Here is a 23,981-nt window from a genome sequence, read left to right on the forward strand (position 1 = left end):
TTCAGGCTAGGACACTTCTCTCCGTGACGAAAACATCAACGATCAGCCCCGCTTCTGGATCGAGGCCCACTCGTCGCGCAGCCCCACCGTGCGGTGGAACAGGCCGGCGGTGTCGGGGTCCGCGGCGAAGTAGCCCAGGCGCTCGAACTGCACGACCTGGCCCGACTCGACGTCGGCGAGGGCCGCCTCGCCCCAGCCCGACAGCACCTCGCGGCTGGCGGGGTTGAGGTCGTCGAGGGCCTCACCGGTCGCCGCCCCGGGCACCTCGGTCGTGAACAGCCGCTCGTACAGCGCAACCTGCAGCGGGGTGGCGTGCGCGGCCGAGACCCAGTGCATCGTCGACTTCACCTTGCGGCCGTCGGGGGAGTTGCCGCCCCGCGACGCGGGGTCGTAGGTGGCGTTGACCTGGACGACCTCGCCCGCGTCGTCCTTGACGACGTCGGTCGCGGTGACGAAGAACGCGCCACGCAGGCGCACCTCGCGCCCGGGGGAGAGCCGGAAGAACTTCGGCGGGGGCACCTCGGCGAAGTCGTCGGACTCGATCCACAGCTCGCCGGAGAAGGCCACCTGACGCGTGCCGTCCTCGGGGTTCTCGGGGTTGTTGGCCACCTCGAAGTGCTCGACGACGGGTGCGCCCGCGGCGTCCGTCGGCCAGTTGGTGAGCACCAGCTTGAGGGGGCGCAGCACGGCCATACGGCGCTGGGCGGACAGGTTGAGGTCGCGGCGCACGAACGCCTCGAGCTCCTCGATCGCCTTGCGCGAGTTGGTCTTGGTGACGCCGGTGGCCTCGCAGAAGGCCACGATCGCCGAGGCCGGGTAGCCGCGGCGGCGCAGGCCGGACAGGGTGGGCATGCGCGGGTCATCCCAGCCGTCGACGACCCCCTCCTCGACCAGCGTGCGCAGGCGGCGCTTCGAGGTGACGGTGTGGGTCAGTTCCAGGCGGGCGAACTCGCGCTGCTTCGGCGCGGCACCCTCCAGCGGCAGCTGGGCCAGGAACCAGTCGTACAGGGGGCGGTGGCTCTCGAACTCGAGCGAGCACAGCGAGTGCGTGACGCCCTCGATCGCGTCGGACTGCCCGTGCGCCCAGTCGTAGGTCGGGTAGATGACCCACGCGTCGCCGGTGTTGTGGTGGTGGGCGTGCCGGATGCGGTACATCACCGGGTCGCGCAGCCACATGTCGTCGGACGCCATGTCGATCTTCGCGCGCAGCACGCGCTCGCCGTCCGCGAACTCGCCCGCGCGCATGCGGCGCAGCAGGTCGAGGTTCTCCTCCGGCGTGCGGTCGCGGTAGGGCGACTCGACCCCGGGGGTGCCGAAGCCGCCCTTCTGCGCCGAGATTGTCTCGGCGTCCTGGTCGTCGACGTACGCCTTGCCCTGCTCGACGAGATACTCGGCCCACGCGTACAGCTGCTCGAAGTAGTCGGAGGCGTGCACGGTGATGCCCGGGGTGTAGCCGAGCCACGCGATGTCGGACTTGATCTCCTCGACGTACTCCACGTCCTCGGACTCGGGGTTGGTGTCGTCCAGGCGCAGGTTGCACACGCCGTCGAAGTCCTCGGCGATGCCGAAGTCGGTGACGATCGCCTTCGCGTGGCCGATGTGCAGGTAGCCGTTCGGCTCGGGGGGGAACCGGGTCTGGACGCGCCCGCCGTAGGTCCCTGCCTCGTTGTCGCGACGAATCTGGTCGCGGATGAAGTCGGATCCCACAGGTGCTTCGGTCATGCGGGAGAGCCTATCGACTCAGCCGAGCTCCCCGATCTTCAGCCGCTCCAGCTGCGCGTTCGAGCGCGGGTTGCGGCTGTGCTGCAGCTCGAACTTGCCCGTCGCGTCGGTCCCGCACAGGTCCAGGATGCGCTGGCGTCCGCCGGGGTGCAGGTCGATCCACTGGGTCAGGTCGTAGACGCCCCCCTCGACCACAGCCCAGCACGAGTCGGCCGAGTTGTGCCGGGCCACCTCCTCCATCGTGATCGTGGACGCCGTGGGTGCGGCCTGGCCGGGGGTTGCGTTCGGGGTGGCGAGACGGGACGTCCACGTCGCCTGCGCGCCGGAGTGGCCGGTCAGCGCGACCAGGACGGCGACCGCGATCGACGCCGTGGCGACCAGCCCGCCGGTGGCCATCGCGCCGAAGCCGCTCGTGCCCGGTGGGGCCTGCTCCCGGCGGCGCTCGAGCCACCACCACACCCAGGCCAGCGCCGCGGTGACGAGGGCCACGACCAGCGTGGCGTTGCCGAACCGTTCGTGCGCCTCGGGACGGATGACGGTTTGGGCGAGGTCCTCCCCCGAGAGCTTCGCCACGCCGGCGGCGAGCGCGCCGATCGTGAGCGTCGCCACCGCCAGCGTGCCGAACCGGGCTCTGACAGGGGGCGACACCACGGCGGCGATCGTCGCGAGGGCGCCGACCGGCAGCGCCACGACCACGAGGTGGACGACCAACGGGTGCAGGGGCAGGCCGAGGATCGAGGTGTCCAGCGGGATCATGCCGCCAACTCTAGGCGCGCGGTCAGTCCGTGATGTCGATCGAACCCGTGCCGGTCACGGCCGTGATCCGGTGGGGTGAGGACGAGTCCTGGGCCACCTCGACGTCGGCCGACCCTGTGCCGGGGCGGGCGTCGACCGCATACGCACCCCGGGGCACGGCGATGTCGACCGAGCCTGTGCCCGTCTGGGCGGTGACGGCGCGGGGTTGGGCGCCCTCGATGTGGACGTCCACGGACCCGGTGGACGTCGCGGCGTTCACCTCGGTGGCGCCGCCGCGGACGTCGATGCTGCCGGTCGACGTGCGTCCGGTGACCTTCTCGAATGTGCCGTCGACTTCGATCGAACCCGTCTCGGCCTGCAGGTCGACGATGCCGAACCTGCCGTCCACCTCGAGGGACGCCGTCGTTGTACGCAGGGTGACGTCGGGGGTGCTGCCCTCCATCGACCGGGGGAGCACGATCGTGAGCTGTTCGCTCGAGAACCACCGCCAGCCGGGTTGGTCGGTGAGCTCGACGACGAGCTGCCCGTCCGTGACGCGGTAGCTCAGCCCACCCTCGGGGAGGTCACGCTCCACGAGGCGGGGGCGGTCGACGCCGTCGTAGCGGACGTGGACGTCCACGGCGTCGGTGGTCACGGCGACCGAGGTCACGGCGTCCAGCACCTCGGTGGTGCGCTCGCCCCGGGTTGCGGTGTTGAGGACGCCACCGGCGCCGCCCAGGGCGCCCCAACCCATCGCGACGCTACTGACGGCGACCACCCCGGCGGCGGCCCAGGCCGTGGTGACGATGGCGCGGTGGGTTGCGGTCCTGGGCACGAGATCGCTCATGGCGGGGTCCTTCGGTGGGGGCTGTCCGACCACCCAACCACACCGGACGCCGGGGTGGTGACGTCCGCGGCGATGATCGGGGTCGGGTCAGGGACACAACCGGTGCGAGACTGGCGGTCATGCTTGGTGGACTCGCGCTTATCCTGGCGTTGCAGCTGGTGGGTGAGGTGTTCGTGCGGGCGACGGGCCTGCCGATCCCCGGGCCCGTCATCGGCATGGTGCTGTTCTTCGTCTGGTTGCGGTGGCGCAAGCCGCGGGAAGGCAGCTCGACGGTGCACGCCGCCGACGTCCTGGTGCGCTACCTGCCGATCATGTTCGTGCCCACCACCGTCGGCGTCGTCGTGTACGGGCCGCAGATCGCCTCCCAGTGGGTGCCCGCGCTGGTCGCGTCCTTCGGCACGTGGCTGTTGACCTTTGTGCTCGTGGCCTGGGTGGCGGTCTGGCTGCGCCCGCGGCGTCCGAAGAGGGAGGCCGCGTGATGGAGAACCTGACCGCGACGTGGGAGTGGCTGTCGACCTCGCCGCTGCTCGCCCTGACCCTGACGGTGGGGCTGTACTGGGCCTCCGACAAGCTGTGGGAGAAGTCGGGGCGCAACCCGCTGCTCACGCCGCTGCTGGTCGCGTCGGCGCTCATCTGCGTGGTGCTGGTGGTGTTGCGCCTCGACTACGCGGCGTACGCGTCGGGGGCGGGGATCCTGACGTTCCTGCTCGGGCCGGCGACCGTGGCGTTGGCATTGCCACTGCACCGGCAGGCCTCGCACGTGAAGGAGGCCGCGCCCATGGTGCTCGGGGCCGTGCTGGTCGGCGCGTTCTTCTCGGTGCTGTCGGGCTACTGGGTGACGGTGCTGTTGGGCGGATCGGCCGAGCTGGCGGCGTCCATGGCCCCGAAGTCGTCGACCACACCCATCGCGATGGCGCTGGCCGAGCAGGTGGGCGGGTTGGCGCCGCTGGCGGTGCTGTTCGTGATGGTGGCGGGGCTGTCGGGGGCGGAGATCGGGCCGAAGGTCCTGGACCTGGTCGGCGTGCGCGACCCGCGGGCGCGGGGCCTGGCGATGGGCGTGGCCTCGCACGGGGTCGGCACGTCGCGGGCGTTCCAGGAGGGCCAGACCCAAGGCGCGTTCTCGGGGCTGGCGATGGGGCTGACCGGTCTCGCCGTGTCGGTGATCATCACCTGGTTGGTGCCGTAGGAAGGGGTCGGTCCGGCAGGATGGGCGCATGCGCACACCCCCCGAGCTGCCGCCCGCGATCGCTGCGTGGGTCGAGGCCGACCGTTCGTTGCAGCTGGACGCGTTGGAGGCCCAGCTGTCGCCCACCTGAGTGCTCCGGTCGCCGCTGACCGACGCCTTCGTCTTCATCGGACGCCGCGAGGTCGCCCAGGTCTTCGCCGCGGCCTTCGACCTGCTGCGCGACATCGAGATCGTGGCCGTGACCGGGTCGGGGCCCGACTGGGTGGTGCATGGGGCCAACACCTTGCGGGGTCGCAGCCTGGAGGAGATCCAGTGGCTGCGCCTGGGCGACGACGGGTTGATCGCGGAGGTGACGCTGTTCATCCGCCCGGCGCCGGCGGCGATCGGGTTGTTCGCGCGCATCGGGGCCCGTCTCGTGGCGCGCGGGGTGCTGCCGGCGCGGGCGGGGGCGGCGGCAGGGTCGCTGGCGCCGTTCGCGGCGTTGTTCGGCGCGATCGAGCGGTTCGTGATGCCGCGGCTGGGCCCGGGGTCGCGCTAGGGGTGGCTGTTGGGGGGTGTCCGTCAGATGAGGCCTGTCGGATGCCCGCCATGGCGTGCGTCTGGCAGGACACATTCGGCGACGCCAGCTGCCGCGGCAGGACTGCGCACGACATCCATGGGCGAACCCTCAGCCGAAGAGGTCCGCGCGCCCGAACATGAGGGCGGTCTGGCGAGCCGAGGGCGTCCCGGCGTCAGGGTCGGCGCCCGCCTCGACGAGCGCGCCGATGACCTCGTCGGCCTGCTTGAACACCGCGCCCGCCAGGGGTGACTGACCGCGCCCGTTGAGGGCGTTCGGGTCGGCTCCACGTTCGACGAGCGCCCGGACGACCGCGACCTGGTCGTGGTAGGCGCCCAGCATGAGCAGCGTGTTCCCGTCGGCGTCGGTCAGGTCGACGGGGGCGCCGGCGTCCACGTAGGCGGCCAAGCGGTCGGCGTCGCCGGCGCGGGCCAGGTCGAACAGCCAGTTGGCGAGCGCAACGGGGTCGGAGCCGTCGGGAACCTCAGTCATGCAGGCAGCCTAGACGGCCCCGACCCCGGGGTGATCAGCGCCCGCAGTGCGCCTGCACGAGGTTGAGCTTGTAGTAGCGACCGTTGTGGGTCACATCGCTCCACACGTTGATGCACTTGCCCGACGTGTTGTGCACCCGGACGGCACCGGCGTAGTAGCGGTAGGAGCCGGTGTCCTGGGCGTACGCGTAGTTGTTGGCGGGCACCTCGAGCTTCACGCGCATGGAGGTGGTCTTCCCGCTGTTGTTGATGAGCTTGACGCAGTTGGTGCCGCCCGAGGACGTGCTGTAGTAGACCTCGAGCTTGAAGGGAGCACCGCTGGGGTAGTTGTACGTGGTCTTGGCGCCCGAGCACGACGTACCGACGCTGGTGCCCACCGGAGAACGGTCGAAGGCGGCGTGGGCGTCGGTGACGGTCGGGGCGAGCAGGGCGAGGCCGCCGGCCGCGATCAGGGCGAACCGGGTGATGCGCATGCGAAGGGACATGTCTTCTCCTTGGGGGTGAGGGGGTGGCGGGGGTGCCAACCAAAATCCTACGGAAGGCCCCCGACCCGCGCAATGGGGAGCACTCCCCACCGGCATGCCATGCTGACGTCATGCGCCTGCCCACACCCCGCACGCCCGACCCGGCCGACGCCCCGCCGCTGCGGTGGGGCGTGCTCGCGCCCGGCGGCATCGCCGCGGCGATGGTCGAGGCCCTGCACCGGTTCACCCGCCAGCGCGTCGTGGCCGTGGGGTCGCGCTCACCCGAGCGGGCCCAGGCGTTCGCCGACCGGTTCGGCATCGACCGGGCCTATTGCTCGTACGAGGCGCTCGTCGATGATCCCGACGTCGACGCGATCTACGTCGCCTCCCCCCACTCGCACCACCGCGACCATGCGCTGCTGGCGATCGAGGCGGGCAAGCACGTGTTGGTCGAGAAGGCCTTCACCCGCAACGCCGCCGAGGCCCGCGAGGTCGTGGACGCCGCCCGCACCGCCGGCGTCGCCTGCGTCGAGGCGATGTGGACGCGGTTTCTGCCGTCGATGGATGTGGTGCGCCAGCTGCTGGCGTCGGGGGCGTTGGGCCAGGTCGAGACGGTGACCGCCGACCACGGGCAGTGGTTCGCGGTGGACCCGGCGTCACGGCTGTTCGCACCCGGTCTGGCGGGTGGGGCCTTGCTCGACCTCGGCATCTACCCGATCTCGTTCGCCTCGTTCGTCCTCGGTGCGCCGGGGTCGGTCGGGGCGCGGGGCACCCTCACCGAGACCGGGGTCGACCGGCAGGTCTCGGCGGTGTTCACGTACGACTCGGGGGCCCACGCGCTGGTCTCGACCACCCTTGCCGCCCGGACGCCCACCGTCGCCTTGGTCAGTGGTTCCGAGGCGCGGATCGAGCTGGGTGGGCCGTTCTACGTCCCGGGCGTGGTGCGCCTCGTGACGCGATCGGGGGAGGTGCATGAGTCCGAGCCGCCGGCGATCCAGGGGCACCTCGGGCTGTGCCACGAGGCAGCCCACCTCGCGCAGTTGGTAGCCGAGGGCGCGACTGAGTCGCCGCTGCTCCCGCTGGACGAGACGGTCGCGATCATGGAGACCCTCGATGAGATCCGGGCGCTGGTCGGCGTCCGGTACCCGGGGGAGTAGTCAGCGCAAGCGTGCGAGCAGGGCCTCGGGGCGCTTGCGGAAGGCCTCGATGTCCTCGGTGCCGGCGGTCAGTCCCTCGAGCACCGAGGTCAGCACCGCGTTGACCGGGGTCGGGACGCCCACGGCCGCGCCGTGGCGCACGACGGCCCCGTGGAGGTAGCCCACCTCGGAGCGGCGGCGTCCGGCGTGGAGGTCGATGTGCAGCGACGGCATCTTGTGGCCGCGTGACCCGCCCAGCAGGCGGGTGAAGATCGGGCGGGTGACCGGCTTGGGCAGGCGCTCGACGGCGAAGGCGAGGAGCCGCACCGGCGTCCCGGGCAGGTCGACCGGCGCGAAGCCCTGCGCGCGCATGACGGCCAGGCACTCGCGCAGCGAGGCGGTCTCGACCGCGTGCAGGCGCTTGTCGGCGAACACCTCGCCGACGGGCAGGTCGAGGATCGCCGAGACCGCCGACCCCTGCAGGTTGGTGAGCAGCTTCGACCACTTCATCGGGCCCGCGGCGTCGAAGGCCTGCGCGGAGAGGCCCGCAGCGTCCAGGGCCTCGACGAGGCGGCCCGCGAGCGGGTGGCCGAGCGCGATGCCGACGCCGCGGTGGGTCTCCTCGACGACGTGGCCGACGCCGGGCTTGGCGATGGCGGTGGTGACGGTGCCGGCGATCACGCGGTCGGCGCCGAGGCGGGCCGCGATCGTGGGCTCGTTGTCGACGCCGTTCTGCAGGGAGAGGATCGTCGGCACGGGGCGCCCGGTGGCGAGCAGCTGCTCGACCGCCTCGGCGGTGTCGAAGGACTTCAGGGCGAAGACGGCGACGTCCCAGGGGCCGGCGTCCAGGGCGGCGGCCGCGTCGGTGTACACGGTCACGTCGCGCACCACCTTCGTGCCGGACACCGCCTCCACCGTCAGCCCGTCGCGCGCGATCTGCTCGGCGGGGCCGGGCTGCTCGACGAACGCGACCTCGGTTCCCGAGGCTGCCAGCGACCCACCGATGTACGTGCCGATCGCGCCCGCGCCCAGGAAGAGGAACCTCACACGGACACCCTACTCACCACGGGCTCCGCCGCCCGGTCAGCCTCGGTGACGATCGCTGACGCCGTGGCCGCCCGCGCCGGGAAGTCGCGGGTGTAGCGCTCGAGCCAGGCCGCGGCGAAGCCCTCGGCGTCGGCTCGTGGGACCAGCGCCCACACCGAGCCGCCGAAGCCCGCGCCGAAGGCCGAGGCCGCAGCAGCCCCCAGCTGGCGGGCCGACGCCGCGAGGGCGACCGTCTCGGGAACCTGGTTGCCCAGCAGCGCCTCGGCGAGGAGCTGCGAGTCGGCCGAGACCGCGCCGAAGCCGGCCAGGTCGCCGCGCTCGAGGGCGTCGGCGGCGGCGGGCACGAAGAGCTCGGACTCCTGCACGAAGTGGTCCACGCGCGTGCGCAGCGCCTCGTCACCGACGGCGGCCATCAGCCGCGCCACGGCGTCGGGGGCCGAGCGCACGGCGGCGGCCAGCGAGCGGTCGGCGCGGCCGGTGGCCTCGTTCCAGCGGGCGAGCGAGGCGGCGATCGCGTAGGAGGCGCGGTTGTAGTCGGCCAGCGCGGCGCCGGTCTTCTCGGCGCTCACGCCGCTGACGGCGATGACGAAGACGTAGTCGTCGGGCAGGGGCACGTGCCGGTGGTGCGCGACCGGGTCGAACCCGAACTGGCCCAGCCGGCCGGGCAGGGAGCACAGCATGCCGGTGTGGTCCTCGGAGCCGCCGCGCGTGCCGACGCCGGCCTGCCCCTCCAGCGAGCGGAACGTCGAGCCGTTCTCGACCGACGCGAGGTAGGACGCCCAGGCCAGCCGGTCATCCCCGAGCTCGGACGCCCACAGCTCGCCGTCGCGGAGCCCGGCCAGGTCGGCCAGGGCCAGCGCCGAGGCGGCGACGAGTGCCGAGGAGGAGCTCATACCCGAGGCCAGCGGCAGGTCGGAGGAGAAGGTCAGCTCGGCGGCGGGGAGCTCGCCGAAGTTGGCGCGCAGGCGGTTCCAGGCGGTGGTGACGTAGCGGCCCCAGTGCCCGGGGGGCAGGCCGGGGTCGGTGTCCGGCACCAGCGCGAGGTGCCCGTCGAACGCGGCCGAGCGGGCGAGCAGGCCCACGCCCGCGGCGTCCCGGTTCGTGAGCGGGCGGGCGACCGCGGTGACGGCCTGGCTGGCGGCGCAGACGAGCACGTTCCCGCCGGCGTAGTCGGTGTGCTTGCCGAAGACCTCGATGCGGCCCGGCACGCGCCAGCTGGCGCGCGTCACGGCGGTGCGGAGCGGGTCGGCGGTCGGGGCACTCATAGGCGGACCTCGGAGTCGGCCAGCAGCGAGGCCACCGAAGCGACGTCGCCGCGCGAGGACAGGTCGAGCACGCCCTCGCTGGACGGGAGTACCGCGAACCGCTCGCCGTCGGAGACGAGGAGGCGCACGGCGTCCACGATCTCGAGCTCGCCGCGCGCGGACGGCATGATCTCGCGGCACGCGTCGAACACGGCCGGGGTGAACAGCCAGCAGTTCATGGAGACGAGGCGGTCCTCGCCGAGCGCGGCGAGCTGCTCGGGGGTCGGCTTCTCGACGATCTCGACGAGCGCGCCGGACTCGTCGGCGGTCAGGCTGGCGAAGGCGGTCATCCGGTCGGCGGGGATGTTCGAGTTCGCCACCAGCCCGGCCGGGGTGAAGCCGATCGTCGCCGAGCCGTCGGACGCCGCGAGCGCGGCCAGCGCCTCGGTCGGGTACAGGTTGTCGCCGTTGATCACGACCACCTGGTCGGCGCCGGCGAACCACTCGGCCGACGCGACGGCGTCGGCGGTGCCGTTCGGCTCGTCCTGCACCGCGTAGAAGATCTCGAGGCGCTCGAGGTCGAGGGAGTCGTAGTAGTCACGCACGCCCGTGTGCTCGGGGCCGATCACCAGGCACACCTCGGTGAGGCCCGCGTCGGCGAGGCGGCTCAGCGAGTGGTCCAGGAACGGGCGCCCGCCCAGCGGCATCATCGCCTTCGCCCCGGACGCCGCGGCCGCGGCCTGGTCGGGGGTGAGCGACGCGTCCGCGTCCTTCTTCATGCGCGAGCCCAGCCCGCGCGCCATCACGACGGCCTTGTTCGTTGCCATGGTTCAGCCCTCCAGGCCCAGGTGGTCGGCGATGGTGGCGGCGACGGCCTCGGCGTCCTCGAGGTGCTCCATCTCGGCGAAGACGCGCAGCACGGGCTCGGTGCCCGAGAAGCGGATCGTGGCCCAGCCGCCGTTGGTGAAGTAGATCTTGGCGCCGTCGTCCCATGTGACGCGGTCGACCGCCCAGCTGCCGTGGACCTCGGCGAAGTCGGGCAGGTCCTGGTGGACGAACACGCAGGCCTGCAGCTCTGCGCGGCGCTCGGGGGTGAAGGAGTAGGCGTTCTCGACCATCTCGAGCTTGCCGTAGCGGGACTCGATGTCGGCCCACAGCTCGGAGAGCTTCTTGCCGGAGGCGGCCACCATCTCGACCAGGAGCGAGCCGGGCGTAGATGCCGTCCTTGCCGGCGATGTGGCCCCGCACCGTGAGGCCGCCGGAGGACTCACCGCCGATCACGGCGTCCGTCTCGGCCATCTTGGCAGAGATCCACTTGAACCCGACCGGGACCTCGTGGCACTCCTCGCCGTGCGCGGCTGCGACGCGGTCGAGCAGGTGGGTGGTGGACATGTTACGGACGGCCGGGCCCGTCCAACCCTTGCCGGTGAGCAGGTACTCGTAGAGCAGCACGAGGATCTGGTTGGGGTGCAGGAACTGGCCGGTGTCGTCGATGATGCCCAGCCGGTCGGCGTCGCCGTCGGTGGCGATGCCGAGGTCGGCCTTGCGCTCGAGGCCGGTCTGGCGCAGGTGCTCGAGCGTTCCCTGGCTCGGGGAGGGCATCCGCCCGCCGAACAGGGTGTCGTGGCGGTCGTTGATGACGTCGACCTGGTAGCGGGCGGTGTGCAGGATCGTCTGCAGGCTGGTCTGGGCGACGCCGAACATCGGGTCGAGCACGATGTGGAGGTGCCGGTGTGGGCCATGAGTTCGTTGGTCACCTCGGCCTCGGCGTCGCGGCCGCCCTCGGTGAAGACCTTGATCCCGTTGTAGAGGGCCGGGTTGTGCGAGGCGGTCACGGCGATGCCGTAGGGGGTGTTCTTGTTGCGCACGGTCCACATGAACATGGGCGTGGGCGCGGGGCGTCCGATGAACGTGACCGGGACGCCGTTGCCCGCGAAGACCTCGCACGCCCACTGGGCGGCCTCCAGCGACAGGAAGCGGCGGTCGAAGCCGACCACCACGCCGCGCTCGGTGACGCCCTCGGCGGCCATGCGGTCGCAGAGGCCCTGGATGAGGAGGCGGACGTTGGCCTTGGTGAAGCCGTCACCGATGATGGCGCGCCAGCCGCCCGTTCCGAACTGGATCATGGGTTCAGGCTAGCCGCTCCCGCGCTATTTGGAAAGAGTCCCACCAAACTCTCGCCGGGAGGGTGCTGATCGGTAGGCTGCGCATGTTGCCCACCGCGTGCGTCCGAGGAGGTGACCGCGTGCGCCAGCCGTCGAGCGCCGACCCGTCGTCGGTCCGCCAGTGGAACGAGCGCGCCGTCATCACCGCCCTCCGCGACGCGGGGACCGTGCGGGTCGCCCAGGTGGCCGAGCAGGTCGGGCTGAGCACGGCATCCACGCGCGAGGTGCTGCGCGGGCTCGTCACCAAGCACTGGGTGGTGCCCGAGGCGCAGAGCAGCGGCAGCGTGGGGCGCCCGGCCAGCATGTTCCGGCTGGCGACGCCGCCCGTGGGGCTGCTCGGGCTCGACGTCGGCGGCCACCGCGTCCGCGGGGTGCTGGACGCCGGTTCGGGCTCCGTCGTGGTGCTCGGCGAGGTGTCGATCGAGCAGGGCGTTCCTGGTGTGGAGGCCACGCGGGCCGCGCTGGTGGAGTTGCTGGCGCCGGTCGACGTGAGCGGGGTCTGGATGACCGGGCTCGCCGTCTCGGGCGCGCTCGACCACTCCGACCGGCTCGACCGGTCGATCGCGATGGCCGACTTCGTGGGCCGGCGCCCGGCCGAGGTGCTCGGCTCGGTCTTGCCGGGTGCGGTGATGACGTTGCACGACACCAAGGCCGCGCTGTGGGCCGAGCGGGTCGAGGGCGCTGCCCTCGGCCGCCGCGACGTGCTCTACGTGCACCTCGGACGCCGCCCCTCGCTGGCGCTGCTGCTCGCCGGCCAGCTGTACCGCGGGGCCCACGGCTCGGCGGGGGAGCTGTCCCTGAACGAGCTGTTGCCGGCATCCGGTGGGTACGACTGGGTCGAGGCCGGCGGCGACGCCGACGCCCAGGGCCGCGCGCTGGTCGCCGCGGTCGCGGGGGACCCGGTCGCCGTGGCCGGGGCGCAGCGGTTCGTGCTCGACATCGTGCCGCAGGTCGCGTTCGCGGCCGGTCTGGTAGACCCCGAACTGCTGGTGCTCGGTGGGGCGCTGGGTCCCGTGATCCGGCCCGTGCTGGACGAGGTCCGCGACGAGCTGGACCGCCGCCTGCAGACCCCGCCCGACGTGGCTGTGGGCGAGCTCGACGAGTACGTCACCGCGCGGGGCGCGGTCCACCTGGCCCGGGAGCGCCTCTGGAAGACGCTGCTCGACTCCGAGGGCCCCCTCCCACCCCTGGAGCGGGCGGCCCTGCTGGCCTGAGCGCCGCGGCGAAGCGGGAGGCACGACCAGGGCTTGGGTTTTCTGCGCCGAGGGCTTGAGTTTCGTGTACCGAGAGCCCGTGTTCAGCCTCCCGCTTCGCCGCGGCGGTTACTTCACCGCGCCGGCGGTGAGGCCACCGATGAGGCGCTTCTCGATGAAGCCGAACAGCACGATCACGGGGACGACGGTGGCGCTGGGTCGGCAACTCGGTGTTCTACTCGCTGGTCGCCGGGGTGGTCGGCACCCTGGTGTCGGTCGCGGCGGGGTACGGCCTGAGCAAGTTCCGGACGCCGGGTGGCGTCGTCGTGCAGGGCATGGTCCTGGCGGGGCTGCTGTTCCCGGTGGCGCTGATGACGGTGCCGCTGTACCAGATGTTCCACTCGATGGGGCTGGTCAACACCCCGTGGGCGGTCATCATCCCGTCGTGCGTGTCGCCGTTCGGCGTGTTCCTCGGCCGCATCTACGTCGAGGCCTCGGTGCCCGACGAACTGCTCGAGGCCGCCCGGCTCGACGGGGCGTCCGAGCTGCGGGTGTTCTTCCTGATCGTGCTGCGCCTGCTGGCGCCGGCGATGGTGACGATCTTCCTGTTCATCTTCGTCGCGCCCTGGAACAACTTCCTGCTGCCGCTGATGATGGTCACCTCGACCGAGCTCAAGCCGGTCACGGTCGGCCTGTACGGGATGATGAGCTACTTCAACCCCGAGTACGGCGCCGTGCTGCAGGGCGCGCTGCTCGGCGTGCTGCCGCTGATCGTGCTGTTCATCACGCTGCAGCGCTACTGGCAGGCCGGCCTGACCTCCGGCGCGGTCAAGTAGGAGTGTCGGGCCCATCGCCTAGGGTGAGGGACATGCCAGCGAGCCCGTCCCGACCCCAGCCGTACCGGGTCTGGTGGCTCGTCTTCGCGGTGATCCTTGCCGTGCTGGCCATGCTGTGGGGGTGGATGGCGCAGCGCGCGCCCGAGGAGTACGCGCCGGCCCCGGCCGCGAAGTCCCCGTCGCCCAGCCCGACGCCCGAGATCCCCGAGATCGCGCGGCAGGAGGTCTGGACGTCCAACACGGTGGCGTCGGGCGCCTACCTGACCAACACGATCACGCTCGAGCCGGGCATCACCGCGCCCACCGTCGTGCCGTACGTGGTGAACGTGGAGGACACCACCGAGCTCGACCCCGACGAGGTCGCCCGCGAGGTGCAGGCCACCTTCGACGACGAGCGCGGCTGGGCCGGCTACGGCAAGCGCACGTTCCAGTTGGTCGCCGACGTCGACGCCGCCGAGCTGGTGATCTACGTGACCTCGCCCGACACCACCGACGAGCTGTGCGCCCCGCTGGAGACCGGCGGCAAGTGGAACTGCCGCAACGGCAAGAACGTCGTGCTGAACTCCGACCGGTGGAAGTACATGACGCCCACCTACGACGACCTCGGCACGTACCGGGCTTACCTCGTCAACCACGAGGTCGGGCACTTCCTGGGCCAGGGGCACGTCGCCTGCCCGAAGGCGGGGGCAACGGCGCCGGTCATGATGCAGCAGAGCATCGACCTCGGCGGGTGCGTGCCCAACGCCTGGCCGCGCGACGCCGACTGAGCCCGCGGCGTCCGGTCAGCGGCCGAGGGCCCGCAGGGCCAGCATGACGATGTCGGCCAGCGGCTGGTCGGCCAGGGCGGCCATGGGCACCCAGCGCGCGAAGTCGGTCGTGCCCTCCTCCTCGAGGGTGCCGAGCTCGCCGCCGGTGATGGTCGCCGCGAACAGGAACCGCTGGGCGCGGATGGGCGCGCGGTCCGGCCGGGCGGGCCAGGTGAGGTGGTCCTCGGCCAGGAGCGGGCCGAGCTCGACGGTGTAGCCGGTCTCCTCCAGCACCTCGCGGACGACGCCCGCCGACAGGGGCTCGTCGAACTCGATGCCACCGCCGGGCAGGCTCCAGCCCGGGTCGGCCTTGCCCTGCTCGCCGTTGTACCAGGCCAGCAGGATGCGGTCGCCGTCGGTGATCACGCCGTAGCCGGCGATCCGGACGTGGTACTCGGTGAAGTGCACGCAGGCGACAGTAGCGCCCGCTCGGCTAGCCTCGGGGCGTGATCACGCTGCTGTCCCCGGCGAAGTCGCTGGACTACGAGACCAAGCCCGCCACTCGCAAGCACACCGAGCCGCGCCTGCTCGCGCAGAGCTCGGAACTCATCGACGTGCTGCGCGAGCTGCCGGCGTCCGAGATCGCGTCGCTCATGCACATCTCCGACGACCTCGCCGCGCTCAACGCCCAGCGCTACGCCGACTTCGCGCCGCCGTTCACGACGAAGAACGCCAAGCAGGCGGTGCTCGCGTTCGACGGCGACGTCTACCAGGGCCTGGACGCCCCGGCCTTCGGTGAGCGGGACTTCACCGAGGCGCAGAAGACCGTCCGGATCCTGTCGGGGCTCTACGGCGTGCTGCGCCCGCTCGACCTGATGCAGCCCTACCGGCTGGAGATGGGGACGCGGCTGAGGACGGGGCGCGGGGCGTCGCTGTACGCGTGGTGGGGTGACCGGATCTCGGAGGTGCTGCGGGACGACCTGGCCGAGTCGCCCGGCGCCGACGTGGTGGTCAACCTGGCCTCGGACGAGTACTTCAAGGCGGTGCGGCCCGAGGTGCTCGGGGCTCGCATCGTCGCCCCCCGGTTCGAGGACACCGACGCGCGGGGCACCCGCAAGATCGTCTCTTTCTACGCCAAGCGGGCCCGCGGCACGATGGCGGGCTGGCTGGTGCGCAACCGCGTGCGGACGGCGTCGGCGCTGACCGGGTTCGACGCGGACGGGTACCGCTACGACAAGGCGGCCTCCACGCCCGACGTGCCGGTGTTCGTGCGGTCGTTCGAGGACAGGCCGGTGCCGGCGGGGGCCTGATGGCTGGTCGCGGGTGGTGCGGGGTCAGGTGGCCGGGACCGGCGGCGGCGCGTTGACGATGCCGCCGTTCGGCAGGTCGAACCACTCGATGTCGCGCGCGCCGTGGCCGCGCAGCAGCGACATGCCGATCTGGATCACGTGGCCGTGGGTGACCAGCACCACCGGCCCGGGGTGGGCGGCCTCGATGCGCACGAAGGTGTCGAGCACGCGGGCGTAGACGTCGGCGACCGACTCGCCGCCGCCCCAGCGCACCTCGTTGATGTGCTCGCGGCCGGGGCTGGACGCGGTCAGGTCGCCGAACAGCTCGCCCTGCATCGATCCGAAGTGCTGCTCGCGCAGGCCCGGCTCGACGAAGAGGGGCAGGTCGAGCACGCCGGCGATGATCCGGGCGGTGGCGTGGGCGCGCTGCAGGTCGGAGGTGATGACGGCGGTGAGGTCGCGGCGTCCGGCCAGGCGGACGGCAGCACCCTCGGCCTGGGTGTACCCCAGCGTGGTGAGGGGGCTGTCGAGCTGGCCCACGACGCGCCCCTGGGCGTTCGCCACGCACTGCCCGTGGCGGACGAAGGTGAAGCGGGGGCTGCTGCTCACGGCCCCCAACATAGACCGCGGGCAGGCTCGGTAGGGTGCGGATCGTGGAACGGATCCTGGTCACCGGCGGTGTGCGCTGTGGTAAGTCGCGCTGGGCCGAGCAGACGATGCTCGAGCTCGGCACGTCGGTGACCTACGTCACGCCCGGCTACCCCGCCGAGCCCGACGTCGACCCCGAGTGGGCGGCCCGCGTGGCCGCGCACCGGCTGGCGCGGCCGGCGTCGTGGGCGACGGTCGAGACCGTGGACGTGGCTGCCGCGGTGCGAGCCGAGCCCGGGCCCGTGCTCGTCGACTGCGTCGGCACGTGGCTGACCCGCCAGCTGGACGCCGTGGGCTGGGACACCCCCCGCCCGGTCGTGACGTCCGAGCTCGAGCGCCGGATCGCCGACCTGGCCTTGGCCGTGGCAGAACACCCCGGGCCGATCGTGCTGGTCACCAACGAGGTGGGCTGGGGCGTGGTGTCCGAGCACGCGTCGGGGCGGCTGTTCGCCGACCTGCTCGGCCGGGCCAACCAGGCGCTCGGGGCGGTCTGCGACGACGTCGTGCTGCTGGTGGCGGGGCGGGCGCTGCACCTGTAGGGGCGCGCTCGCGCTCAGCGGATCGCGAGGCCCAGCAGCAGGCCCAGCGTCATCAGCTCGACCATCGCGCCGAGGACGTCGCCGGTGATGCCGCCCAGCTTGCGGACCGCGGCGTACAGGGTGGCCGTGGTCAGGGCGAGCCCGATCACCATGCCCCACACCCAGGCGTGCCGGGGCACGTCGGCGCCCAGCTGGCTCGCGAGCGCGTCGGTGAGCACCATGCCGACCAGCACCAGCCCGATGTGCAGCGCCGTGACCAGCCACGACGGCACCGAACCGGCGACCGCCGCGCCGAGGCCCTCCGGGCGCGCCGAGGGGATGACCGTGGAACAGGCCGAGGCGAGCGCGAGGCGTCCGGTGGCGAGGGCGAGGGCCGCCAGGACCCAGCCCCACGGGCGGGCCAGCAGGTCGCCGAGGAGCGCGGCCTGGAGGCCCAGCACGAGGACGAGCGCGGTGGTGCCCATGGGCCCGACGTCGCCGCGCCGCATGATCTCCAGGGCCCGGTCGGCCGGACGCCCCGAGCCCAACCCGTCGGCGGTGTCGGCCAGCCCGTCGGCGTGGATGGCGCGGGTGGCGAGCTGGATGATCCCGACGGTGACGAGGCCGGCGGCCAGGGGCGGGACGCCGACCAGCGTCAGTCCCCAGCCCACGGCGGCGGCCGCGGCCATGACCGGCAGGACGACCAGCCAACCCAGGCTCATCGCCACGCGGGCGACCGACCGGTCGACACGGCGGGGGGCCGGACCGGGGAGGGCGGTGAGGGTCCCCCAGGCGAGGCGGAGCCCGTCGGCGAAGGCGCTCACAGGTCGGCGAGCAGCGTGACCTCGCGGAGCGCGGCCACGGCGGCCTTCAGCACGCCCACGGACAGCACGGCGCCCGACCCCTCGCCCAGGCGCATCTGCAGGTCGAGGATGGGGGTCAGGCAGAGGTGGGTCTGGGCGAGCTCGCAGCCGGGTTCGGTGGAGCGGTGGCCCGCGACCATCCACGCCCGGGAGCCGGGGTAGAGCTCGTCGGCCAGCAGTGCCTCGACGCTGGCGATCAGGCCGTCGACGACGACCGGGACTCCCCGGCGGACGGCCCCGCTGATGAAGCCGACCGCGGCGGCGATGTCGGCAGAGCCGAGGGCGGCCAAGCGCTGGCGCGGGTCGCGCGCGCGGTCGCCGATGCGGTCGAGGGCCTGGTCGATCACGGCGACCTTGCCGGCGAGCTTCTTGTCGTCGATGCCGGTGCCGCGGCCGGCGACGTCGGCGCCGCGCAGGTCGAGGCTCGCGGCGAGCAGGGCGGCCGACGGGGTGGTGTTGCCGATGCCCAGGTCGCCGGCGATGAGCAGCTGGGCGCCCTCGGCGATGGCCTCGGCGGCGATGGTGTCCCCGGCGTCCATGGCGGCGTCGAGCTGTTCGGGGGTGAGGGCGTCCTGCTCGTGGATGGCCCGGGCGGGGCCGACGTGGAAGCGGCGCACCTCGGCGGGCACGCCCTCCAGCGACCGGACGCCCAGGTCGTAGACCGCCACGCTGGCGCCGACCGCGCGGGCGAGCGCGTTCACCCCCGCGCCGCCGGCCAGGATGCCGTGCACCATCGCCAGGGTCACCTCGGCCGGGTACGCCGAGACGCCCGACGCCGCCACCTCGTGGTCGCCCGCGAACACGACCACGCGCACGTCGGCCAGCGGCCGCGGCGGGCACACCCCTTGGCACGCAGCCACCCACGCGGCCAGCTCCTCGAGGCGACCCAGCGCCCCGGTCGGCTTGGCCTGCGCGTCGCTGAGCGAGCGTGCTGCGGCGAGGACGGACGGGTCGGGAGGGGCGATCGGAGTCACCCGGCCATCCTCGCACGTCCGCTCGGTGCGATGATGGCCCGCATGACCCTGTGGCTCCCGCGCGGCTTCGACGCCGAAACGGAGATCGAGGTCCGCCGTTCGCGATTCATCACGCGCCTGGCCCGCGTCGACGACGAAGAGGCCGCCCGCGCCGTCATCGCCGCCGTTCTCGCCGCCTACCCCGACGCGCGCCACCACTGCCTGGCGTTCATCGTCGACGTGCCGGACGCCCAACCCGTCGAGCGCTCCTCCGACGACGGCGAGCCCGCCGGGACCGCCGGCATGCCCATGCTCGAGGTGCTCCGCGGCTCGGGAGTGTCGAACGTTGTCGCCGTCGTCACCCGCTACTTCGGGGGCGTGCTGCTCGGCACGGGCGGGCTCGTCCGGGCCTACTCCGACGCGGTCGCCCAAGCCCTCGACGGGACGCCGCGGGTGCGGCCGGTCGTCCGGCAGCTCGTCGGGCTGGAGGTCGGGGCGTCCGAGGCCGGCCGGGTGCAGGGCGCGCTGATGAACCGCGGGGTCGACGTGGTGGACGCCGAGTGGGGCGCGTCCGTGCTGCTCACCCTGGCCGTCGACGACCCGGAGGCCGCGCTGCCGCTGGTGCGCGAGGTGGCGCAGGCCGACGTCGAGCTCGTGCCGCTGGGGGAGCAGGTGGTGGAGCTCCCGACCTGATGCAGCCGTGCATCAGGGTGGGCAGGGCGTGTCACCGGGCCGGGTGCCAGGCCGCGAGCGAGGCGTCCAGCACTGTGTCGGACGCCGCGAGCGCGGCCTCGTTGCCCGCGCGGTTCCCGCCCATCGCGAACCCGCCGGCCCAGCCGTCGTGCGCGCCGAACAGGTGGCCGGCCCCGGGGTAGGTGTGCGCCTCGGTGCGGCCGGGGGCCTGCGCGCCCCAGTGCCGCGCGGCGTCGGCGGAGGGCCACATGGCGTCGTCCTCGCCGGCGAAGGCCAGCAGGTGGCCCGAGAGCTTGAACGGGATGGCCGCGCGCTCGGCGTCCGGGTCGTTGGCCAGCGCGCTGGCGTACTGCTCGTACAGGCGGACGGGGGTGTTCAGCAGCATCGCCGCGAACATGGCCGTGACCGACTGCGGGTCTGCGTGGCGGAACGAGACGTAGGGGGCCGGCTCGCCGGCCCACGTCCAGGACGACTTCTCGGTGGCGAAGTCCAGTCCCTGCCACGTGTGGGTCGTGGGCGCGTAGACGACGAGGTTGTCGATGTCGGGGTAGCGGGCCTGCAGGGCGAGGGCGAGCTCGGCGCCCTTGGACGTGCCGATCACGGTGAGGGGGCCGGGGGCGTGCTCGGCGCGCCAGCGGAGCGCGTCCTCGAACGCCTCGAGGGGCACCTCGGCGAGGATTGGTTGCTGCCCCGGCTGCCCGAAGAAGAACAGGCTGAGCACGTGGTAGCCCTGCCCCGCGATGCGGGCGGCGCGGGCGAAGTCGGGCCCGCCGTCGGACCCTCCCCAGATCACGACGAGCCCGTCATGGCTGGGGGTGTCGGGGCTGAGGTGGAAGCCCTGCAGACGGTCCAGGTCGACGCGCTCGACGGTCGCGCCGGGCACGGTCGTGGGATAGGACGCCGGGTCGAGGTTGACCGCGAGCGCGGGCGGTTCTGGGTACCGGAACCCGTTCACGAGCCGCACGGCCAGCAGGAGCAGGGCCAGGGCGAGGAGGACTCCGAGGATGGCGAGCAGGACCTTGCCGAGCTTCTTCATGGGGCCTCCCGGGGTTGGCTCCACGGTAGGCCACCGGGGGAGGTGTTGTCCGGTTGTTGTCCGTCTCGGGGGCGCGTGGAAATTGTCGGTGGGTGCGAATAGCTTGGGTGCATGGAAGACCACCCCCAGGTCGGAGCCACCTTGGCGACCCTCGCGGCCGCCGAGGAACTCGTGCTCGGGCTCGACCACGACGAGCGACGGCTTGCCAGGCCGGCCGACCGGCTGGCGGTGGTGGACGCCTGCGTGCGGCTCGCCGCGGTGGTCGAGAGCCTGCTGGTGGAGGTGGTCGGCGAGGCGGAGCGCGCGGATGCCGCGCGGATCGCGGTGGGCTGCGGGTTGCGCGCGTGGCTGGCCGACCGGCACCGGCTCAACCCGCGGCACGCGGGGGCGCTGATCAAGCGGGCCGAGGCGTTGCGGTCGCTCTCGACGGTGCGGGCGGCGGCGCTGGCGGGGGAGGTCGCGCCGGCCCAGGCGCAGGCGATCGCGAGCGTGCTGAAGGAGTTGCCGGAGGAGCTCGCGGGTGCCGAGCGCGAGCAGGCCGAGGCCGAGATGGTCGCGTTCGCGGGCGAGTTCGACCCCAGCGGGCTGTCGCAGTTGTCGAAGCACCTGCTGGGGGTGGTCGCACCCGAGAAGGCCGAGGCGCTCGAGGAGGCCCGGCTGGCGGCGCAGGAGAAGCGGTGTCGGCGGGAGCGGCGGGTCACCTTCACCCGCGACGGGGTCGGGGGCGTCCGAGTGAACGCCTACCTGCCGGTGGGCGAGGCGGAGATCCTGATCTCCCAACTCGACGCCCGGGTCAACGCCGTCCTGCACGCCCAGCGGGCCGCCTTGGACCGGGGTGATTCCCTCGTGGCCGTGCGCACCGCGGCCCAGTTGCGGGCCGACGCCCTGCTCGAGCTGGGCTGGTTCGCCGCGTCACAGGGCTGGGCGCCCGGGGCAGACGGGGACCGTCCGCGCGTGCTTGTGCTCCTGTACTACGACCACCTGCGGGCCCTGGCCGAGCAGCACGGCCTGCTCGCCAGTGGTGAGGGCATCGCGCCGGGCGACCTGCGGCGCCTCCTGGTCGAGGCGGACGTCCTGCCGGTGGTGCTGGGCGGGCCGTCCGAGGTGCTCGACCTGGGCCGCGGCAACCGCTACGCCGACGCGCTCCAGAGGGTGGCGCTGGCGCTGCGCGACGGCGGGTGCGTGTTCCCGGGCTGCGACATGCCGCCCGGCTGGTGCCACGCCCACCACACGAGGGGCTGGCGCGACGGCGGTGGAACGAACCTCGGCGAGCTCGCGTTGTACTGCCGCCACCACCACCCGATTGTCGAGCCACGCCGCGGCGACCCTCCCTGGCGGTGGCGGCACCAGATGGGCGCCGACGGCGTCCCCGAGGTGGTGCCCCCGAGGCACGTCGACCCCACGCCGACCCCGCGGCGTCACCAGCGGTTCCGCAACCCGAGGCTGCGGCAGTGAGGGCCTGCCGCAGGGCAGGTGTGGCCGGGGCGGCGAGTGATCAGGCCTCGCCGTCGGTGCCTGCTCCGGACGTATCGGTTGTGCCCTCGTAGAGGCCGATGTCGTTGCCGTCGGGGTCGGTGAAGGCGGCGAACCAGCTGGTGTCGCTGATCGGCGTCTTCGGCAGGGTGACCGTGGCGCCCCGCGACCGGGCCTTGGCCAGGACGTCGTCGATCGAGTCGACCTCGACGTAGGACCGGGGCTGGGCGAACCCCTCGTCCCGCGGGGCGAGACCGCCGCCGCTAATGCCGTTGGGGGCCATCCACATGGGGTAGTCCTCGAAGCCGGGCAGTGCGCGGATGTTCCAGCCGAAGAGGTCGGAGTAGAACTCCTGCGCCTTCCCGAGGTCACTCACGGGAATGTCGATGTGCGTGATGTCACCGTGTGCCATGCCCGACGCTAACCCGCGCCTCGCATGGTTGGGAAGGGGGTGCCGCCTGAACGTTGGGTGAACGACGCGGGCTCGCACCCGGGGCCTGCCGAGCCGTTCGGACGCCCCGAGGCGACTGGTGCGACAGCTCAGTGGGCGAACGCGGCGGGGGAGTCGTCGGCGTCGGCGTCCTCGTCCTCGGGTGGGCGACGGAGGAAGAACCCGGCGACGACGGCGGCGGTCCAGACCGCGCCCGCGCCGAGGAACGCCCAGTGCGCGCCTTCGAGCATCGCGCGCGCCTCGGACGCCCCCGCGGCCGCGGCTGCCTCCGACTGCATCGCGAACACCGTGACGAACAGGGCGGTCCCCGCGGCGCCGGCGACCTGCTGGATGGTGCCGATCAGCGCCGACCCGTGCGAGTACAACCGCTTGGGCAGCGAGCCGAGGGCCACGGTGAACAGCGGCGTGAAGATGAACGCGAACGAGGTGCTCATCAGCATGTGCCCGACGGTGACCAGCCACCACGGTGTCGAGGGGGTGAGGAACGAGAAGGCGACGAACACGCCGAGCACCACGAAGCTGGCGGGGACGACGAGCGCGCGCGGGCCGAGGCGGTCGTAGAGGCGGCCGACGAGCGGGCCCATGACGCCCATGGCCACGCCGCCGGGCAGCATCATCAGGCCGACCTGGATGGGCTCGAGCCCGTACACCCGCTGCAGCAGCAGGGGCAGCATGATGATCGTCCCGAACAGGGCCATCATGCCGATGGCCATCATCATCAGGGCCACGGTGAACGTGCCGAAGGTGAAGGTGCGCAGGTCGAGGAACGCCCGGTCGCGTGACTGCAGTACGAACTGGCGGGCGGCGAAGCCGATGAGGCCGGCGATGCCGACGCCGATGGCGAGCATGGGCTCCCAGAACGGGACGGTGGAGTCGCCGATGAGTGACAACCCGTAGATGAGGGGGCCGAAGGCGAGCACGGTGAGGGGCACCGACACGATGTCCAGCGGGATGGGGCGCGGCTCGTTGGCGTTGCGCAGCTTGGCGCGCCCCAGCGCCAGGATCGCCAGCGCGATCGGCAGGACGAACGCGAAGATGTAGCGCCACGAGCCCAGTTGGAGCAGCAGGCCCGACAGGGTGGGTCCGGTCGCCGGGGCGACCGCGATGACCATCGAGATGTTGCCCATCATCTGGCCGCGGCCGTGAGGCGGCACGAGCTGCATGATCGTCGTCATCAGCAGCGGCATCATGACGGCGGTGCCGGAGGCCTGCACGACGCGTCCGGCCAGCAGCAGCGCGAAGGTGGGCCCGACGGCTGCGATCGCCGTGCCGAGGCTGAACAGGACCATGGCGAGCGTGAACACGGTGCGGGTGTGCAGCCGCTCCAGCAGCCAGCCGGTCACGGGGATGACGATCGCCATCGTCAGCATGAACGCCGTGGTCAGCCACTGCGCGGCGCGCTCGGTGACCCCGAAGTCGCCCATGATGCTGGCGAGCGCGACGTTCATCGTGGTCTCGTTGAGGATCACCACGAAGGCGGCCACGAGCAGGATGATGATGATCGAGCGGTGCCCCGTCGGGGCGTTGCCGGACGCCGCGGGCTCGGGCCTGGCGGGTGCGGTCACGGGTGTCTCCTCGGCGCTCGTGCGGGGCATCGTGGGTCGACGTTGACCGGCGAAATGGAACTGGGGGGCGATCCAGCGTAAGGCGCGGCGGGCCCGCGGCCCAAATGCACTCCGGACGCCGGCC

Annotated in this window: 25 protein-coding genes and 2 pseudogenes; 11 read left to right on the forward strand and 16 right to left on the reverse strand. The window is 72.6% G+C overall.

The window, feature by feature from the left end:
- Nucleotides 1–42: 42 nt before the first annotated feature.
- From H5397_RS09535 to H5397_RS09545, 3 genes are read right to left on the reverse strand one after another with little or no spacing between them, the layout of a single operon-like run.
- The gene (locus tag H5397_RS09535; protein ID WP_182816943.1) at nucleotides 43–1,722 is read right to left on the reverse strand and encodes a glutamine--tRNA ligase/YqeY domain fusion protein; all 1,680 of its coding nucleotides are present in this window, start codon (nucleotides 1,720–1,722) and stop codon (nucleotides 43–45) included.
- Between the two features lie 18 nt (nucleotides 1,723–1,740).
- Entirely contained in the window at nucleotides 1,741–2,478 is a 738-nt protein-coding gene (locus H5397_RS09540; RefSeq protein WP_182816944.1) for a cytochrome b5 domain-containing protein, read from the reverse strand.
- A 22-nt stretch (nucleotides 2,479–2,500) separates the two neighbouring features.
- Nucleotides 2,501–3,304 carry a DUF4097 family beta strand repeat-containing protein gene (locus H5397_RS09545; RefSeq protein ID WP_182816946.1) on the reverse strand — a complete coding sequence of 268 codons (804 nt, stop codon included), beginning with the start codon at nucleotides 3,302–3,304 and terminating at the stop codon, nucleotides 2,501–2,503.
- 119 nt (nucleotides 3,305–3,423) lie between these two features.
- On the opposite strand from H5397_RS09545, the gene H5397_RS09550 reads away from it, so the two are divergent.
- From H5397_RS09550 to H5397_RS09560, 3 genes are all read left to right on the forward strand, one after another.
- Nucleotides 3,424–3,783, forward strand: coding sequence for a CidA/LrgA family protein (locus H5397_RS09550; RefSeq protein WP_182816948.1), 360 nt, complete (start codon nucleotides 3,424–3,426; stop codon nucleotides 3,781–3,783).
- On the forward strand, nucleotides 3,783–4,490 hold the full coding sequence (locus H5397_RS09555; RefSeq protein WP_182816950.1) for an LrgB family protein: 708 nt from the start codon (nucleotides 3,783–3,785) through the stop codon (nucleotides 4,488–4,490). Before H5397_RS09550 ends, H5397_RS09555 begins: the two co-directional genes overlap by 1 nt.
- Before the next feature lie 130 nt (nucleotides 4,491–4,620).
- Entirely contained in the window at nucleotides 4,621–5,028 is a 408-nt protein-coding gene (locus H5397_RS09560) for a hypothetical protein (protein WP_182816952.1), read from the forward strand.
- Nucleotides 5,029–5,157: 129 nt separating this feature from the next.
- Here H5397_RS09560 and H5397_RS09565 read toward each other — a convergent pair whose 3' ends face one another.
- On the reverse strand, nucleotides 5,158–5,538 hold the full coding sequence (locus H5397_RS09565) for an ankyrin repeat domain-containing protein (RefSeq protein ID WP_182816954.1): 381 nt from the start codon (nucleotides 5,536–5,538) through the stop codon (nucleotides 5,158–5,160).
- A gap of 34 nt (nucleotides 5,539–5,572) precedes the next feature.
- Entirely contained in the window at nucleotides 5,573–6,022 is a 450-nt protein-coding gene (locus tag H5397_RS09570; RefSeq protein ID WP_182816955.1) for a hypothetical protein, read from the reverse strand.
- Nucleotides 6,023–6,132: 110 nt separating this feature from the next.
- Here H5397_RS09570 and H5397_RS09575 point away from each other — a divergent pair, with 110 nt between their 5' ends.
- On the forward strand, nucleotides 6,133–7,158 hold the full coding sequence (locus H5397_RS09575; RefSeq protein WP_182816958.1) for a Gfo/Idh/MocA family protein: 1,026 nt from the start codon (nucleotides 6,133–6,135) through the stop codon (nucleotides 7,156–7,158).
- Here H5397_RS09575 and H5397_RS09580 read toward each other — a convergent pair whose 3' ends face one another.
- The 4 genes and pseudogenes from H5397_RS09580 to H5397_RS09595 all read right to left on the reverse strand — a co-directional run bounded on the left by H5397_RS09580 (nucleotide 7,159) and on the right by H5397_RS09595 (nucleotide 11,554).
- Nucleotides 7,159–8,184, reverse strand: coding sequence for a ketopantoate reductase family protein (locus H5397_RS09580; RefSeq protein WP_182816960.1), 1,026 nt, complete (start codon nucleotides 8,182–8,184; stop codon nucleotides 7,159–7,161). It abuts the gene before it with no gap.
- Nucleotides 8,181–9,449, reverse strand: a complete 1,269-nt coding sequence (locus H5397_RS09585; RefSeq protein ID WP_182816962.1) for a galactokinase family protein — start codon at nucleotides 9,447–9,449, stop codon at nucleotides 8,181–8,183. The genes H5397_RS09580 and H5397_RS09585 overlap by 4 nt, the downstream gene beginning before the upstream one ends.
- Nucleotides 9,446–10,255: a nucleotidyltransferase family protein gene (locus tag H5397_RS09590; RefSeq protein WP_182816964.1), complete on the reverse strand. Its 810-nt coding sequence runs from the start codon at nucleotides 10,253–10,255 to the stop codon at nucleotides 9,446–9,448. The genes H5397_RS09585 and H5397_RS09590 overlap by 4 nt, the downstream gene beginning before the upstream one ends.
- Before the next feature lie 3 nt (nucleotides 10,256–10,258).
- Nucleotides 10,259–11,554 (reverse strand): annotated as a pseudogene (locus H5397_RS09595) (phosphoglucomutase/phosphomannomutase family protein).
- Nucleotides 11,555–11,673: 119 nt separating this feature from the next.
- On the opposite strand from H5397_RS09595, the gene H5397_RS09600 reads away from it, so the two are divergent.
- The 3 genes and pseudogenes from H5397_RS09600 to H5397_RS09610 all read left to right on the forward strand — a co-directional run bounded on the left by H5397_RS09600 (nucleotide 11,674) and on the right by H5397_RS09610 (nucleotide 14,389).
- The gene (locus H5397_RS09600) at nucleotides 11,674–12,807 is read left to right on the forward strand and encodes an ROK family transcriptional regulator (RefSeq protein WP_182816966.1); all 1,134 of its coding nucleotides are present in this window, start codon (nucleotides 11,674–11,676) and stop codon (nucleotides 12,805–12,807) included.
- Nucleotides 12,808–12,992: 185 nt separating this feature from the next.
- Nucleotides 12,993–13,622: pseudogene (locus H5397_RS09605) on the forward strand (carbohydrate ABC transporter permease); the annotation flags it as partial.
- 32 nt (nucleotides 13,623–13,654) lie between these two features.
- Entirely contained in the window at nucleotides 13,655–14,389 is a 735-nt protein-coding gene (locus H5397_RS09610; RefSeq protein WP_182816969.1) for a DUF3152 domain-containing protein, read from the forward strand.
- A gap of 15 nt (nucleotides 14,390–14,404) precedes the next feature.
- Here the strand turns inward: H5397_RS09610 and H5397_RS09615 are convergent, their stop codons facing one another.
- Complete coding sequence (locus tag H5397_RS09615) at nucleotides 14,405–14,836, reverse strand: NUDIX domain-containing protein (protein WP_208091077.1); 432 nt, start codon at nucleotides 14,834–14,836, stop codon at nucleotides 14,405–14,407.
- A gap of 38 nt (nucleotides 14,837–14,874) precedes the next feature.
- On the opposite strand from H5397_RS09615, the gene yaaA reads away from it, so the two are divergent.
- Nucleotides 14,875–15,678 carry a peroxide stress protein YaaA gene (gene yaaA / locus H5397_RS09620; protein ID WP_182816971.1) on the forward strand — a complete coding sequence of 268 codons (804 nt, stop codon included), beginning with the start codon at nucleotides 14,875–14,877 and terminating at the stop codon, nucleotides 15,676–15,678.
- A gap of 24 nt (nucleotides 15,679–15,702) precedes the next feature.
- On the opposite strand, the gene H5397_RS09625 is transcribed toward yaaA, so the two are convergent.
- Nucleotides 15,703–16,266, reverse strand: a complete 564-nt coding sequence (locus H5397_RS09625; protein ID WP_182816973.1) for a histidine phosphatase family protein — start codon at nucleotides 16,264–16,266, stop codon at nucleotides 15,703–15,705.
- Between the two features lie 44 nt (nucleotides 16,267–16,310).
- On the opposite strand from H5397_RS09625, the gene H5397_RS09630 reads away from it, so the two are divergent.
- Entirely contained in the window at nucleotides 16,311–16,844 is a 534-nt protein-coding gene (locus H5397_RS09630; protein ID WP_309224328.1) for a bifunctional adenosylcobinamide kinase/adenosylcobinamide-phosphate guanylyltransferase, read from the forward strand.
- Between the two features lie 14 nt (nucleotides 16,845–16,858).
- Here H5397_RS09630 and H5397_RS09635 read toward each other — a convergent pair whose 3' ends face one another.
- Together H5397_RS09635 and cobT are read right to left on the reverse strand one after the other, a co-directional pair.
- Nucleotides 16,859–17,647, reverse strand: coding sequence for an adenosylcobinamide-GDP ribazoletransferase (locus tag H5397_RS09635; RefSeq protein ID WP_182816975.1), 789 nt, complete (start codon nucleotides 17,645–17,647; stop codon nucleotides 16,859–16,861).
- Complete coding sequence (gene cobT, locus H5397_RS09640; protein WP_182816977.1) at nucleotides 17,644–18,660, reverse strand: nicotinate-nucleotide--dimethylbenzimidazole phosphoribosyltransferase; 1,017 nt, start codon at nucleotides 18,658–18,660, stop codon at nucleotides 17,644–17,646. The genes H5397_RS09635 and cobT overlap by 4 nt, the downstream gene beginning before the upstream one ends.
- A gap of 42 nt (nucleotides 18,661–18,702) precedes the next feature.
- Between cobT and H5397_RS09645 the strand changes: the two genes are divergently transcribed.
- A complete protein-coding gene (locus H5397_RS09645) occupies nucleotides 18,703–19,332 on the forward strand; it encodes a YigZ family protein (RefSeq protein WP_182816979.1) in 630 nt (209 codons plus the stop codon).
- A 31-nt stretch (nucleotides 19,333–19,363) separates the two neighbouring features.
- Here the strand turns inward: H5397_RS09645 and H5397_RS09650 are convergent, their stop codons facing one another.
- Nucleotides 19,364–20,368, reverse strand: a complete 1,005-nt coding sequence (locus H5397_RS09650) for an acyl-CoA thioester hydrolase/BAAT C-terminal domain-containing protein (protein ID WP_182816980.1) — start codon at nucleotides 20,366–20,368, stop codon at nucleotides 19,364–19,366.
- A gap of 111 nt (nucleotides 20,369–20,479) precedes the next feature.
- Here H5397_RS09650 and H5397_RS09655 point away from each other — a divergent pair, with 111 nt between their 5' ends.
- Nucleotides 20,480–21,823, forward strand: coding sequence for an HNH endonuclease signature motif containing protein (locus H5397_RS09655; protein WP_182816982.1), 1,344 nt, complete (start codon nucleotides 20,480–20,482; stop codon nucleotides 21,821–21,823).
- Between the two features lie 40 nt (nucleotides 21,824–21,863).
- Here H5397_RS09655 and H5397_RS09660 read toward each other — a convergent pair whose 3' ends face one another.
- Nucleotides 21,864–22,253 carry a VOC family protein gene (locus H5397_RS09660; RefSeq protein WP_182816984.1) on the reverse strand — a complete coding sequence of 130 codons (390 nt, stop codon included), beginning with the start codon at nucleotides 22,251–22,253 and terminating at the stop codon, nucleotides 21,864–21,866.
- 128 nt (nucleotides 22,254–22,381) lie between these two features.
- Nucleotides 22,382–23,857 carry an MDR family MFS transporter gene (locus H5397_RS09665; protein WP_182816985.1) on the reverse strand — a complete coding sequence of 492 codons (1,476 nt, stop codon included), beginning with the start codon at nucleotides 23,855–23,857 and terminating at the stop codon, nucleotides 22,382–22,384.
- Between the last annotated feature and the right edge of the window lie 124 nt (nucleotides 23,858–23,981).

The sequence above is a fragment of the Propioniciclava sp. MC1683 genome, assembly GCF_014164675.1.
In the GTDB taxonomy this organism is placed as follows: domain Bacteria; phylum Actinomycetota; class Actinomycetes; order Propionibacteriales; family Propionibacteriaceae; genus Propioniciclava.